Annotated in this window: 8 protein-coding genes; 2 read left to right on the top strand and 6 right to left on the bottom strand. The window is 74.5% G+C overall.

The annotated features are described in order from the left end of the window. Window positions 1–562, top strand: a 562-nt coding sequence (locus tag K7G60_RS26630; RefSeq protein ID WP_374115695.1) for an acyltransferase family protein, incomplete at its 5' end; no start/stop codon positions are given. Between the two features lie 82 nt (window positions 563–644). On the opposite strand, the gene nudC is transcribed toward K7G60_RS26630, so the two are convergent. The 6 genes from nudC to K7G60_RS26600 all read right to left on the bottom strand — a co-directional run bounded on the left by nudC (window position 645) and on the right by K7G60_RS26600 (window position 11,475). Beyond that, window positions 645–1,613 (bottom strand): NAD(+) diphosphatase, encoded by a 969-nt coding sequence (nudC, locus tag K7G60_RS26625; protein WP_225803484.1) that lies wholly within the window; start codon window positions 1,611–1,613, stop codon window positions 645–647. 35 nt (window positions 1,614–1,648) lie between these two features. Beyond that, complete coding sequence (locus tag K7G60_RS26620; protein WP_225803483.1) at window positions 1,649–3,067, bottom strand: dipeptidase; 1,419 nt, start codon at window positions 3,065–3,067, stop codon at window positions 1,649–1,651. Window positions 3,068–3,076: 9 nt separating this feature from the next. Next, the gene (locus K7G60_RS26615) at window positions 3,077–6,547 is read right to left on the bottom strand and encodes an ATP-dependent DNA helicase (RefSeq protein ID WP_225803482.1); all 3,471 of its coding nucleotides are present in this window, start codon (window positions 6,545–6,547) and stop codon (window positions 3,077–3,079) included. 59 nt (window positions 6,548–6,606) lie between these two features. Next, window positions 6,607–7,422 carry a hypothetical protein gene (locus K7G60_RS26610; RefSeq protein WP_225803481.1) on the bottom strand — a complete coding sequence of 272 codons (816 nt, stop codon included), beginning with the start codon at window positions 7,420–7,422 and terminating at the stop codon, window positions 6,607–6,609. 73 nt (window positions 7,423–7,495) lie between these two features. After that, window positions 7,496–10,933, bottom strand: coding sequence for an ATP-dependent helicase (locus K7G60_RS26605; protein WP_374115694.1), 3,438 nt, complete (start codon window positions 10,931–10,933; stop codon window positions 7,496–7,498). A 176-nt stretch (window positions 10,934–11,109) separates the two neighbouring features. Next, window positions 11,110–11,475, bottom strand: a complete 366-nt coding sequence (locus K7G60_RS26600; protein WP_225803480.1) for an MGMT family protein — start codon at window positions 11,473–11,475, stop codon at window positions 11,110–11,112. Window positions 11,476–11,634: 159 nt separating this feature from the next. On the opposite strand from K7G60_RS26600, the gene K7G60_RS26595 reads away from it, so the two are divergent. Then, on the top strand, window positions 11,635–14,277 hold the full coding sequence (locus K7G60_RS26595) for a lysylphosphatidylglycerol synthase domain-containing protein (RefSeq protein WP_374115693.1): 2,643 nt from the start codon (window positions 11,635–11,637) through the stop codon (window positions 14,275–14,277). Window positions 14,278–14,361 lie beyond the last annotated feature (84 nt).

The raw sequence follows: 14,361 nt of genomic DNA, 5'->3' as shown, positions 1-14,361 counted from the left end.
GCTGACGTACCGCAGGGTGCTGCTGTTCTGCTGCGTCTGGGGAGCGGCCACCGTCCTGGTCGCCCCGGCCGCGCCCGGCCCGCTGCGCCTGCTCCTGATCCCCGAGTACAGCTGGTTCTTCATCGCCGGCATGGCGTTCCACCTGATGTACCGGTTCCGCCCGAGCCTGATGCTCTGGGGCGTCGTCGGGTTCTGCTACTGCGCCTCGCTCGCGCCCTCCGTCGACAAGTTCAAGGGGCTCGCCTTCCTCGGCGACCGGCCGGCGTGGCCCGTGCTCGTCGTGCTCGCCGCCTTCTTCGGGGTGATGGCGCTGGTCGCCACCCGCAGGCTCTCCGGCATCCGGTGGAGGTGGCTGCCGGTCGCCGGGGCGCTGACCTACCCCCTGTACCTGCTGCACGAGGTCATCGGCTGGGAGTTCTTCACCCGCTTCGCGGGGCGGGTCCCCCCGTGGGTGCTGCTCGTCGCCGTGCTGCTCGGGATGCTGATGCTGTCGTACCTGGTCCACCGTCTCGTCGAACGGCCGCTCGCCCGGTACCTCAAGCGCCACCTCACCCACCTGTGAGCACCACGGAGAAGTCCCCGGTCCGGCGGCGCCGGAGCGGGGACTTCCTCATGGGCCGGGCGCGCGGAGCGCGCGGACCGCGTCAGACCACGTCGCCCGGCTTCGGGAGCGGCTTGCCGTACCAGCGCTCGATCAGCCGGGAGGCGATCGAGATGCCGTACGGCGGCAGGACCTCGCCGGACTCGAAGGCGGCCGCCAGGTCCTCGCGGGAGAACCAGCGGGCCTCGTGGATCTCCTCGCCGTCCACGTTTATCTCGGACGACGTGGCGCGGGCGAAGAAGCCCAGCATCAGGCTGGACGGGAACGGCCAGGGCTGGCTGGCGACGTACTCGACCTCGCCGACCGTGACGCCGGCCTCCTCGAAGACCTCGCGGGCCACCGACGCCTCGATCGACTCGCCCGGCTCCACGAAGCCGGCGAGGGTCGAGAAGCGGCCCTCGGGCCAGTGCACCTGACGGCCGAGCAGCGCCCGGTCCTGGTCGTCGGTGACCAGCATGATCACCGCGGGGTCGGTGCGCGGGTAGTGCTCGGCGCCGCAGGCCTGGCAGCGGCGGACGTGACCGGCGGCCGCGACGACCGTGCGCTCGCCGCAGCGCGAGCAGAAGCGGTGGAGGCGCTGCCAGTTCTCCAGGGCCACGGCGTGCACCATGAGGGCCGCGTCGCGGTCGGAGAGCAGCAGTCCGGCCTCGCGCAGTCCGGCGGGGCGCGCGGACTGGTCCATGCGGCCGGGCAGGGAGTCCTTCTGGAGCGCGAAGTAGGAGACGCCGTCGGCGTCCGTGCCCAGGAAGTAGCGGTGGGTCTCGGTGACCGGGGCCTCGAAGGCCGGGGTCATCACGATCTCGGTGGTGCCGTCGGGGCGGTCGTCGATCAGCACCTGGCCGCCGGAGACCACGAAGACCCGGGTCGTGGGGTGGCTCCAGGCCGCCGCCAGCCACGCCTCGTCGAGGCGGTGGTGGGCGGCGCGGTCGATGCCGCTCGGGGCGGTGAGCGAGATCGGGCGGTCCGCGAAAGCGGGCGCCGGGCTGCTCGGCGCGTTCTTCAAGGTGCTCACGGTTGCTTCCAACTCCCCCGGATCGGTGTGTGGGTTCAGCGGGCGACGCTGTGGAGGGCGGCGGGCAGGTCGCCCCACAGGTACGCGGTCGTCTCGACGCCCTTCATGAGGAGGTCGAGCTCGACCTTCTCGTCGGGGGCGTGCCAGCCGTCGGACGGGACGGAGATGCCGAGGAACAGGACGGGTGCCTCCAGGACGTCCTGGAGGTCGGCGGCCGGTCCGGATCCGCCCTCGCGGGTGTAGCGGACCTTGGCGCCGTCGAAGGCCCGGCTCATGGCCCCGGCCACCGCCTTGAGGGCGGGGTGGTCGAGGGGGGTGAGGCAGGGACGGGTCGGGGCGCCGAAGACGATCTCGTGCCGGATGCCGGCGGGGACGAGCGCGTCGAGCCAGTCCCGCACCGCGAGCTCGATCTTGGCCGGATCCTGGCCCGCGACCAGCCGGAACGACAGCTTGATCCGGGCGGAGGCGGGGACGATCGTCTTGCCGCCGGGGCCCTGGTAGCCGCCGCCGATGCCGTTGACCTCGGCGGTGGGGCGGGCCCAGACCCGCTCCAGGGTCGTGAAGCCGGCCTCGCCGAGGGTGCCGTGGGACTTGGCCGTCCGCAGCCAGGCGGCCTCGTCGAAGGGCAGCTCGGCGATGAGGGCCCGCTCGGCGTCGGTGAGTTCCGTCACGCCGTCGTAGAAGCCGGGGATCGCCACGTGCTCGTGCTCGTCGTGGAGGGCGGCGACGATCCGGCCGGCGACGGTGGCCGGGTTCGGCACGGCGCCGCCGAAGGAGCCGGAGTGGATGTCCTGGTCGGGGCCGTACAGCTCGATCTCGCAGTCGGCGACCCCGCGCATGCCGGTGCAGACGGTGGGGGTGGTCTCGGACCACATGCCGGTGTCGGAGACGATCACGGCGTCGGCGGCGAGCCGCTCGGCGTGCTCCTCGACGAGCGCCCGGAAGTGCGGGGAGCCGGACTCCTCCTCGCCCTCGACGATCAGCTTGAGGTTGACGGCGGGCGCGGTGCGGCCGGTGGCGGCGAGGTGGGCGCGGACGCCGAGGGTGTGGAAGAACACCTGCCCCTTGTCGTCGGCCGCCCCGCGCGCGTACAGCCGGCCGTCGACCACCGTCGGCTCGAACGGGTCCGTGTGCCAGCCGTCCTCCCGGGCCGCTGGCTGCACGTCGTGGTGGCCGTAGACGAGGACGGTCGGGGCGTCCGGTTCCCCGGAGGGCCACTCGGCGAAGACGGCGGGGGCTCCGTCGGTCTCCCAGATCTCGACCGTGGTGAAACCGGTCTCCGTGAGCTTGGCGGCGAGCCACTCGGCGCTGCGCCGTACGTCTCCGGCCAGGTCCGGCCGGGCCGACACGGAGGGGATGCGCAGCCACTCGGCCAGGTCGCCGAGGAAGGCGGCACGGTGCTGCTCGACGTACGTGCGTACGGTGCGGACGGCGCTGTCCGGGGTCTCGCTCATGCCCCGAGCCTATCCGGCGTCCGGAGGTGCCCCGCCCAGCAGGAGGGCCTCGAGCTCGGCACGGCCGGGCAGCCGGGCGGGACGGGCGACCTCACCCGTTCGGACGTACACGAAGGCGGCGGCCACCTCCTCGGGCGCGAGGCCGTGCTGCTCGGCCCAGGCGAGCCGGTAGATCGCGAGCTGCAGCGGATCCGCGGAGCGGTCCCGGCTGGTCTTCCAGTCGACGACCTCGTACGCGCCGGACTCAGGGTCCCGGTAGACGGCGTCGATCCTGCCCCGGACGACCCGGCCCGCGAGGGAGAGGTGCACGGGGACCTCGACGCGGTACGGGGTGCGGTGGGCGTACGGCGTGCGGGCGAAGGCCTCCTTGAGCTCGTCGAGGTCCCGCTCGTCGAGGATCTCGGGCTCGCCCGCGAAGTCCTCGCCGCCGGGGAGGTCCTCCGGGCCGAGGAACGGCAGCGGGAGCTCCTCGAAGCGGGACTCCACCCACGCGTGGAAGCGGGTGCCCCGGCGGGCCGCGGGCTGCGGCGCCTTCGGCATGGGCCGGGCCAGCTCCTGGGCGAAGCCGTCGGGGTCGGCGGCGAGGCGCAGGACCTGGGAGGCGGAGAGGTACGCGGGGAGGAGGACGTCCCGGGTCGTCGCGCGGGCACGGCGGAGCTCGGTGGTGAGGGCGGTGAGGTCGCGGTCCCAGGAGGCGATGGTCTTCGCGTCCTCGGGGGTGAGCGGGGCCGGCTCCTCGGGGCGCGGCTCCTCGGGGCGCGGCTCCTCGGGGCGCGGCTCCTCGCGGGGGGCGGGGATCGCGTCCTTGTGGGTGTCTTCGGGGAGGGTCTCTTCGTCCCAGAGGGGTTCCTCGTCCTCCCAGGCGGGTTCCTCCTCGGGCCAGAGGTCCTCGGGGCCGGGGTCCGCGGCGTCGCGCTCCGGGGGGCGGTGCCCGCCCTCCCCCGGACTCCGTCCGGCGGTGCCCCCGTCGCCCTGCGGAACGTACGCCCACAACCGGTGACGGACGGCCTCCGCCGCCTCCTTGCGGCGCCTGAACGACCCCTCGTCCAGCGGCAGCGGCCAGGCCAGGTCCTTGTCCTCCTCCGTCAGGGACGGGTTCTGCGCGTCCGGTTCCGGTTCGTCCGCCCAGGCCTCGATCTCCCCGTGGCCGGCCGTGCAGTGGTCGTACAGCGCGCGGAGGAAGTCCGAGGGGCCGCGGGGCTTCTTCTGGGCGGGGCCCCACCAGTGGGCGGAGCCGAGGAGCAGGGAGCGGGGGCGGGTGAAGGTGACGTAGCCGAGGCGGAGTTCCTCGGTGTGCTGGTGGTCCCGCATCGCGTTCTTGAAGGACGTGAGGGACTTGGCGTCCCAGGTGTCGATGTCCGGCAGGGTGGCCGCGTCTCCGCGCAGGGCGTGCGGGAGCACCTGGGGCTGCGAGGTCCACGACTCGCGGGCCCGGGCGCTCGGGAACTGGCCCGCCACCAGGCCGGGGACGGCGACGACGTCCCATTCGAGGCCCTTGGACTTGTGGGCGGTGAGGACCTTCACGGTGTTCTCGCCGCCCGGCAGCGCGCTGTCGAGGCCCTTCTCGAACTGGACGGCCGTGCGCAGGAAGCCGAGGAAGGCGAGGAGGCTGGCCTCGCCGTCGAGGGAGGCGAAGCCGGCGGCGATGTCGAGGAAGTGGCCGAGGGTCTCGCGGCGACGGGCCGCGAGGGCGTGCGGGGAGGCGGAGAGCTCGACCTCCAGGCCGGTCGCGGCCAGGACGCGGTGCAGCACGTCCATGAGCGGGTCGGCGAGGGAGGTGCGCAGGGCGCGCAGCTCGGTGGCGAGGCGCGCGAAGCGGACCCGGGCCTCGGCGGAGAAGGCCAGGCCGTCGTCGGTGCCGCCGGAGTCGAGGAAGGTGTCGAGCGCGTCGGCGAGGGAGACGACCTCGGCCGGGTCGACGCCCTCGACGGCGGCGGCGAGCCGCTGCTCGGGATCCGTCTCCCCGCCGCCGCGGTGGACGAGGAGGCGGGCACGGCGGCCGAGGAGGGCGAGGTCGCGGGGGCCGATGCGCCAGCGGGGGCCGGTGAGGAGCCGGACCAGGGCGGCGTTGGCCCCCGGGTCCTGGAGGACCTCGCAGACGGCGACGAGGTCGGCGATCTCGGGCAGGTGGAGGAGGCCGGAGAGGCCGACGACCTCGACGGGGACGTCACGGGCGACGAGGGCCGCGTGGATGGCGGGGAAGTCGGTGGCGGTACGACACAGGACGGCGATCTCGCCGGGCTCGCGGCCGGTCCGTACGAGGTGGGCCAGGGAGTCGGCGAGCCAGTCGATCTCCTCCGCGTGGGTGGGGAGGAGCGCGATGCGGACGGTGCCGTCGTGCTCGGCGCCCGGGGCGGGGCGCAGCGCCTCCACGCCCGCGTGCATGGCGCGCAGGGGGGCGGCGAGCCCGTTGGCGAGGTCCAGGAGACGGCCGCCGCTGCGCCGGTTCTCGGAGAGGGAGTAGCGGCTCGCGGGGCTGCCGTCCCGGTGCGGGAAGTGCTCGGGGAAGTCGTCCAGGTTCGCGACGGAGGCGCCGCGCCAGCCGTAGATGGCCTGGCAGGGGTCGCCGACGGCGGTCACGGCGTGTCCGGTGCCGCGGCCGGACGGGCCCTGGCCGAAGAGTCCGGAGAGCAGCAGGCGCTGGGCGACGGAGGTGTCCTGGTACTCGTCGAGGAGGACGACGCGGAACTCCTCGCGCAGGATGGCGCCGACCTCGGGCCGGGTGGTGGCGAGCTCGGCGGAGCGGGCGATCTGGTCGCCGAAGTCGAGCAGGTCGCGGGAGCTCTTGGCGGCGCGGTAGCGGACGACGAGGTCGAGGAGTTCGCGGCGGGCGGCGGAGGCCTCGGGGACCTTGCGCAGTTCGGCGTTGCTGAGCTTGGCGCCGGCGAGGGCGTCGAGGAGCTCGGAGTCGTACGCGAGGAGCCGCTCGGGCGGCACGAGGTGCTCGGCGAGCTCGGCGTCGAGGGCGAGCAGGTCGGTGATGAGGCTCGGGAAGGACCGGGTGAGCGCGGGGTACGGGCCGGGGGCCTCGCGCAGCACGCGCGCGGCGAGCTGGTAGCGGGTGGCGTCGGCGAGGAGGCGGGAGGTGGGCTCCAGGCCGATGCGGAGGCCGTGGTCGGTCAGGAGCTGACCGGCGAAGGCGTGGTACGTGGAGATGCGGGGCTCGCCCGGGGGGTTCTCCGGGTCGATGACGTCGGGGTCGGTGACGCCGGCGCGGACGAGGGCGGTGCGGACGCGCTCGGCGAGCTCGCCGGCCGCCTTGTTGGTGAAGGTGAGACCGAGGACCTGCTCGGGGGCGACCTGGCCCGTGCCGACCAGCCAGACCACCCGGGCGGCCATCACCGTCGTCTTGCCGGAGCCGGCTCCGGCCACGACGACCTGCGGGGCGAGCGGCGCGGTGATGCAGGCCGTCTGCTCCGGAGTGAACGGGATGCCGAGCAGCTCCTTGAGCTGCTCGGGGTCGGTGATGCGCGGGGTCACCGGAAGAGGCTAGCCGGGCCTGCCGACACTCCGGTCACGCACGGGTCCCACCTGCGCTTCTACGAGGGCGTGCCCTGGTCCAGCTTCGAGAGGTCCACCGTCTCGTCGGCCGGCGGGGCCTTCACGTCGACCGGCTTGTCGTAGTCGGAGAGCACGACGGCGCCGGGCTCCTTCCCGCCCGTCCTGACCGTCTTCAGGATGTACGGCTTGCCCTGCTCGGAGACGGACACGGTGGTCGTCTCGCCGCCGGCCTTCTTCCTCACCAGGGTCGCGACGGGGGTCCCGTCGACCTTGCCGTCCGGCCCCCGGGTCAGCCCCCTGCGCTGCTTCTCGTCCTTGTCCAGGTCGTCGAGGAGCGACTTCAGGTCGCAGACGCCGCCCAGGTCCTCGCTGCCCGCCTGTCCCGGGGCGATCTTCAGCCAGCGGTCCCTGATCAGTTCGAGGGTGGCCCCGATCTGCGCCTCCGGTATCCCCTGTGAGGTCATCGAGGCGCGCCAGAAGGCCTCGTCGCCCTTGATGTACGTGACACGGTCGAGGCGGCGCAGCTCGGAGGTGCCGCCCTTGACCTTCATCACGCCGGTGCACTCGCCGCTGTCGTCGACGGCGAAGTCGATGTCGAGCGGCTGTCCCTCGCTGACGACCCGTCCGGTCATGCGCAGGGACGTCGCGGACCGGGTGGCGGTCACGGCCCGGTCGCCGATCTCGTCGGCGGTGAGGCCCTCGAACGGGTCCGGGGAGGGCGCGGGCGCCGCGGCACCGGACGGGACGGCGTCGGCCCGGGCGGTCGCCGCCCAGGCCGCGGCCGGGGCGGGGCCCGTGACGACGACGGCGGCGCAGACGACCGCCGCGGCGCGGAGCTTTCGGTGGGACGCCATGCGGGCCTCCTCGCGTTCGGACCCTCGTCCACCAGCGTCGCCCCGCACGCGCGTGGCCGCGACCCGGCCGGGGTCAGTCGACGACCTGGCGGCCCTCCGGACGGGCGCTGCAGGAGGCGCGGAAGGCGCAGGTCGTGCAGTGCTGGCCGGTGCTCGGGGTGAACCGCTCGTCGAGGACCCGACCCGCCGCGTTGGCGAGCAGCTCGCCGACCCACTCCCCGGTCAGGGGCTCCTGCGCCTGGACCTTGGGCAGGGCGTCGCCGCCCTCCTTCTTCGGGGCGGCCTGCCGCAGCTGGACGAGTTCCGCGCCGCCCGGCTCCGGGCGGTCGCCGCCGAAGACCTCGTCGAGGGCGCCCTCGCGCACCGCGAGCTGGTAGACGGCGAGCTGCGGATGGTGGGCGACCTCGTCGCGGGTGGGGGCCGACTTGCCGGTCTTGAAGTCGACGACGTACGCGCGCCCGTGCTCGTCGGTCTCGACGCGGTCCATGGAGCCCCGGATGCGGACCTCGTACTCCCCCGCCGCCAGGGTCACGTCGAAACCGTGCTCGGAGGCGGCGGGGGTGCGGCCGCCGCGGTCCATGACGTGCCAGCTCAGGAAGCGTTCGAGGGCCACGCGCGCGTGCTGCTTCTCCTGGGCCGACTTCCAGGGCGCGTCGAAGGCGAGGGCGTCCCACACGGAGTCCAGCCGGGCCATGAGGACGTCGAGGTCGGCCGGGGTGCGCCCGGAGGCGACCTCGTCGGCGAGGACGTGGACGACGTTCCCGAAGCCCTGGGCGGCGGTGGCCGGGGCCGCCGCCTTGACCTCCCGGCCCAGGAACCACTGGAGGGCGCAGGTGGAGACCAGGTTCTCCAGGGAGCTCGGCGACAGCGCCACCGGGCGGTCGCGGTCACGCAACGGCGCCGTGCTGCGCGTCGGCTCGAACAGGCCCCACCAGCGGTCCGGATGCGCGGCCGGAACCAGCGGCTGGCCGTCCTCGTCGGTGAGCGCGGCCAGCCGGGCGAGCCGGTCGGCGGCCGCCTCGCGGAGCGCGGGCGAGGCCTCCGGGTCGACGGTGGTGGCGCGGAGCTCGGCGACCAGGGCGGAGACGGCGAGCGGGCGGCGCGGGCGGCCGGGGACGTCCTTCGGCTCGGCGCCGAACTCGGTGAGGAAGCGGGAGGGCTGGTCGCCGTCCTCGGCGGCGGCCTTCACGGCGGTCACGACGAGCCGGTCGCGGGCGCGGGTGGCGGCGACGTAGAACAGCCGGCGCTCCTCCGCGAGGAGGGCGCCGGGGCTGAGGGGCTCGGCGAGGCCGTCGCGGCCGATGCGGTCCGCTTCGAGGAGGGAGCCCCGGCGGCGGAGGTCCGGCCAGAGGCCCTCCTGCACACCGGCGACGACGACGAGGCTCCACTCCAGGCCCTTGGAGCGGTGCGCGGTCATCAGGCGGACGGCGTCCGGACGGGTGTGCCGGCGGGTGAGGGTGTCGGCGGCGATGTCCTGGGCGTCGAGCTCCTCCAGGAAGTTGAGGACGCCCCGGCCGCCGACGCGCTCCTCGGCGCGGGCCGCGGTCTCGAACAGGGCGCAGACGGCGTCGAGGTCACGGTCGGCGTTGCGTCCGGCGGGGCCGCCGCGGAGGGCGGCGCGCTCCAGGCGGCCGGGCCAGGGGGTGCCCTGCCAGAGCACCCAGAGGGCCTCCTCGGCGGTGCCGCCGGCGTCGAGCAGCGCGCGGGTCTCCTGGAGGAGCTGCCCGAGGCGCTGGGCTCCGCGTGCGTACGCGGGGTCGTGCGCGACGAGGCGCTCGGGCTCGGCGAGAGCCCTCGCGAGGAGGACGTCCGAAGGGGGCGGGACCTTGTTGCCGGCGGCGCGTTCCTCGTCCCTCAGGGAGCGGCCCAGGCGGCGGAGGTCCGCCGGGTCCACGCCCGCGAGGGGTGAGGCGAGGAGTTCGAGGGCGGTCTCCACGGGGAGCCAGGTCTCTTCGGTGCCGGGGGCGTCCGGAGTGCCCGCCGCACCGGGAGCGGGGTCGCCGTCCTGCGTGGACGTGGCGTCCTGGGACTCGCCGTCCGGGGCGGGTGCGGCGCCGTCGTCGGTCGTGCCCACCCGTTCCGCCCCGGCGGAACGGGTGGGCACGACCGGGGGCTCGGAGCGCGTGCCCGCGCCCCCCGCCACCGCCCTCAGCGCCAGCAGCAGCGGGGCCACCGCCGGTTCGTGGCGGAGGGGGGTGTCCGCGGCGTCCGTCTCCACGGGGACGCCCGCCGAGGTGAGGGCGCGGCGGAGGGAGGGGAGGGAGGCGGCGGCGCGGGTGAGGACGGCCATGTCCTGCCAGGGGACGCCGTCCTCCAGGTGGGCGCGGCGCAGCAGGTCGGCGATGTTCTCGGCCTCCGCCGAGGCCGTGGGGTAGGTGTACGCCTCCGCCCGTCCCCCGTCCCGCGTCGGGGCGAGCTCGCGGTGGGCGCGGACCTTGTCGGCGGGGAGCCGGGGCATCGGCATGCGCTGGGCGAGCAGCCGGGTCGCGCCGAGCAGCTTCGCACCCGAGCGGCGCGAGGTGCGCAGGACGCGGACGGCCGCGCCGGCGAAGGAGGAGGGGAAGTCGAGGATGCCGTTCACGTCGGCGCCCCGGAAGGCGTAGATGGACTGGTCGGGGTCGCCGAAGGCGACCACCGTGCTCCGGCCGTCGCCCGCGAGCGCGTGCAGGAGCCGGACCTGCGCCGGGTCGGTGTCCTGGTACTCGTCGACGTAGATCGCGTCGTACGCGGGCAGGCGGGAGTCCCGGGCGAGCGGTACGGCCCGGTGGACGAGCTCCGCGTAGTCGAGGACGCCCTGGAGGTCGAGGACGTCGAGGTACTCGGCGAGGAAGCCGGCCGCGGCCTTCCAGTCCGGGCGGCCGACCCGGTCGGCGAAGCGGGCGAGCGCGTCCGGTCCGAGGCCCAGTTCGCGGGAGCGCGCGAGGACGGCCCGCACCTCGTCGGCGAAGCCCCGGGTGGTGAGGCAGGCGCGGAGTTCGTCGGGCCAGCCGACCCGGCCGAGGCCCGCCTTCTCCAGGTCGATCTGGCCGGCCAGCAGTTCGCGGACGGCGAGGTCCTGCTCGGGTCCGGAGAGCAGCCGGAGCGGTTCGGCGAAGAGCTCGGCGTCCTGGTGGGCGCGGATCAGGGCGTAGCAGTACGAGTGGAAGGTCGTCGCCTGCGGCGGGCGGCGGCCGCCGAGCCGGCCGGCCATGCGGTCGCGGAGTTCGACGGCGGCCTTGCGGCTGAAGGTGAGGACGAGGAGGCGTTCGGGGTCGGCGCCGTTCTCCATGCGGGCGGCGACCGCCTCGACCAGCGTCGTCGTCTTGCCGGTGCCGGGTCCGGCGAGGACGAGGAGAGGTCCGCCGGTGTGGTCAACCACTTCCCGCTGGACTGCGTCCAGCTGAGGGGGATCCAGCGGGGCCGGCGTGGTGCGCACCAGTCGGTACGCGCCCGGGGTCCGCTGCCGTCCCGGACCCGGGTACGGCTGTCCCTGGGGCGGCGGCGTACGCCGGGTGGTGGAGGAGGAGCTCACGTGGTTCGCCGGTCCTGGTGGGTGTGGTGGTGCGGGTGAGGCGGCCGTGTGCCGTGGCCGCCGCCTCGGGAGACGCGAGCGAAGACGTTACGCGAAGCGGGCCGCCGACAAGCCGTACTCCGGACCGCGTCCACCCTCGCGGGCCCGTCCCGCCCGGGCCGACCGGGGCGGCTGCCTCAGATGTGAGTTCCGTCCCAGCGGGCCCGGCGCATGTCGATCCTGGGCACGTGCCCCTCGGCCGCCGGTCCCGCCGCGCGCAGTGGGGTGCCCTCCTCGCGGTAGTGGCCGAGGGCCCGGAGCTCGTGGCCGGGCAGCAGCGTGCCGTCGGCGCGGACCACCCGCCACCAGGGGGCCGTCCCGCCGTACAGGGCCATGACCCGGCCGACTTGGCGCGGTCCGCCCTCGCCGAGCCACTCGGCCACGTCGCCGTAGGTCATGACGCGGCCGGGAGGGATCGAGTCGGCGAGGTCGAGCACCCGCTCCGCGTACTCGGGCAGTTCTCCGGTCTCCCCCACGGGCTCCTCCATGCTCATCCGCCCCATCCTGCCTCACCCCACCGACATGGCCCTGATGCCTCCGCGCGGCAGCTCTTCGTGCCACCATCGTGCGGGCGGTGACTGGTGATACGAGATCAAGAGCGACAAGTACAAGAACAAGACGCACAAGAACGTGATCGACGAGACGCGCAGGCAGAGACGGACATGGTGATGGGGCAGGACACGCAGCCTCCCGGCGGGGCTCAGCCCGACGTGCCCGAGCGGGTCTCCGGCGACGAGCCGCTGCTCGCCGCCCGCGTCCACCGGCCCTCCGACCTGATGCGGCTGCTCGTCGGTCTGCTCGCCATCGGGCTCGTCATCGCCGTCGCCGCGTTCGCCCACGCCACGACCTCGGGTCTGGAGCAGGACATCAACAAGGGGGCGACCGGCACCCCGGACGTCTTCGTCAAGATCGCCGGCCTCGTCTCGTCCATCGCCGTCCTGCTCGTGCCGGTCACCTTCGCCATCGAGCGGCTGATCAAGCGGGACGGGCTGCGCATCGCGGACGGCGTCCTCGCCGCCGTCCTGGCGCACGGCGTCACCCTCGCCACCGACCTGTGGGTCTCCCAGGCCGCGCCCGGCACGGTCCAGGACGCGCTGACCCAGCCGCAGTCCGGGGGCGGGCTCACGGACCCGGTGCACAACTACCTCGCGCCGGTGATCGCGTACATGACGGCCGTCGGCATGGCCCGCAGGCCCCGCTGGCGGGTGTCGCTCTGGGTGGTGCTGCTGCTCGACGCGTTCACGATGCTGGTGGCCGGCTACACCACCGCCCTCTCGATCATCCTGACCGTCCTGATCGGCTGGACGGTGGCGTACGGCACCCTGTACGCCGTCGGCTCGCCGAACGTCCGGCCCACCGGGCAGACCCTCCTCGCCGGTCTGCGCCGGGTGGGCTTCCGGCCGGTGACCGCGCTGCGCGCCGAGGGCGTGCCCGACTCGGCGGACAGCGGCGACCGGGGCCGCCGCTACATCGTGACCCTGGAGGACGGGCCGCCGCTCGACGTCACGGTCGTCGACCGGGAGCAGCAGGCGCACGGCTTCTTCTACCGCGCGTGGCGGCGGATCACGCTGCGGACGATCACCACCCGCCGCTCGATCGTCTCGCTGCGCCAGGCCCTGGAGCAGGAGGCGCTCCTCGCGTACGCGGCGATCGCCGCCGGGGCGAACGCGCCGAAGCTGATCGCCACCTCGGAGCTCGGCCCGGACGCCGTGATGCTGGTGTACGAGCACATCGGCGGCCGGAGCCTGGACTCGCTCGACGACGCCGAGATCACCGACGAGCTGGTCCGCAGCGCCTGGCGGCAGGTCCGGGCGCTGCAGTCGCGGCGGATCGCGCACCGCCGGCTCACGGGGGACGCGATCCTGGTGGATCGTTCCGGCAGGGTGATCCTCACCGATCTGCGGGGCGGCGAGATCGCGGCCGGCGACCTGGTCCTGCGGATGGACATCGCCCAGCTGCTCACCACCCTCGGTCTGCGGGTCGGGGCGGAGCGGGCGGTCGCCACGGCCGTCGAGATCCTCGGCCCGGACACCGTCGCCGACTGCCTGCCGCTGCTCCAGCCGATCGCGCTGAGCCGCTCCACGCGCGCGACGCTGCGGAAGCGGGCGCGGGAACGGTCCGCGCGGGAGCGGGAGGCCGTGCTCGCGGCCTCGGAGGCGGCCAAGCACGAGCGGGAGCTCGCGAAGGCCGAGGCGGCGGCGGACCGGAAGGCCGTACGGGCGGAGACGAAGGCCGAGAAGAAGGCGGACAAGAAGGCCGAGAAGCGGGCCCTCGACACCGCCCTGGACGAGGCCCGCGAGGAGGACCTGCTCGCGCAGATCCGGCAGCAGGTGCTGCTGATCCGCCCGCAGGCCCCGGTGGAGCCGGTCCGTCTGGAGCGGATCAAGCCGCGGACCCTGGTCAGCCTGATCGCGGGCGCGGTCGCCGCGTACTTCCTGCTCTCCCAGATCGCCCGCACGCCGCTGTCGACGATCAGCGAGGCGGACTGGCGGTGGGTGGCCGCGGCGGTGCTGTTCTCGGCGCTCAGCTACGTGGCGGCGGCGATGAGCCTGCTCGGCTTCGTGCCCGAGCGGGTCGGGTTCTGGCGGACGGTGGTGGCGCAGGTCGCCGGCTCCTTCGTGAAGATCGTCGCCCCGGCGGCGGTCGGCGGCGTCGCCCTGAACACCCGCTTCCTCCAGCGCTCGGGGGTGCGCCCGGGGCTCGCGGTGGCGAGCGTCGGCGCCTCGCAGCTCTTCGGTCTGGGGGCGCACATCCTGCTCCTGCTCTCCTTCGGCTATCTGACGGGCACGGAGAAGTCGCAGTCCTTCACCCCGTCGAGGACGGTCATCGCCGGGCTCCTGACGGTCGCGGTGCTCGTCCTGGTGGTGACGGCGATCCCGTTCATGCGCAAGTTCGTGTCGACGCGGCTGCGCTCGCTCTTCGCCGGTGTGGTGCCGCGCATGCTGGACGTGCTCCAGCGGCCCATGAAGCTGGCGACGGGCATCGGCGGGATGCTGCTCCTCACCGGTGTGTTCGTGCTCTGTCTGGACGCCTCCATCCGGGCCTTCGGGCACGAGGGCCAGACGCTCAGCTACGCGAGCGTGGCCGTCGTCTTCCTCGCGGGCAACGCACTCGGTTCGGCGGCGCCGACGCCGGGCGGTGTCGGCGCGGTCGAGGGCGCGCTCACCTTCGGGCTGGTGGCGGTGGGCCTGCCGATCGAGGTCGCGACCCCGGCCGTGCTCCTGTACCGCCTGCTCACGCTGTGGCTCCCGGTGCTGCCGGGGTGGCTCTGCTTCAACTGGCTGACCAAGCGGGAAGCCCTGTAGGGGCCGTCCCGCCGGGCGGACCGGGCTCCCGGCGTGACCGGCGGGAGCCCCTCCTCCGCCACCCGCTTGGACCTCCGTCCCGCG

It is taken from the genome of Streptomyces sp. NK15101 (assembly GCF_020400725.1).
Classification (GTDB): domain Bacteria; phylum Actinomycetota; class Actinomycetes; order Streptomycetales; family Streptomycetaceae; genus Streptomyces.
This window is presented reverse-complemented; position numbering and strand designations above follow the sequence as displayed.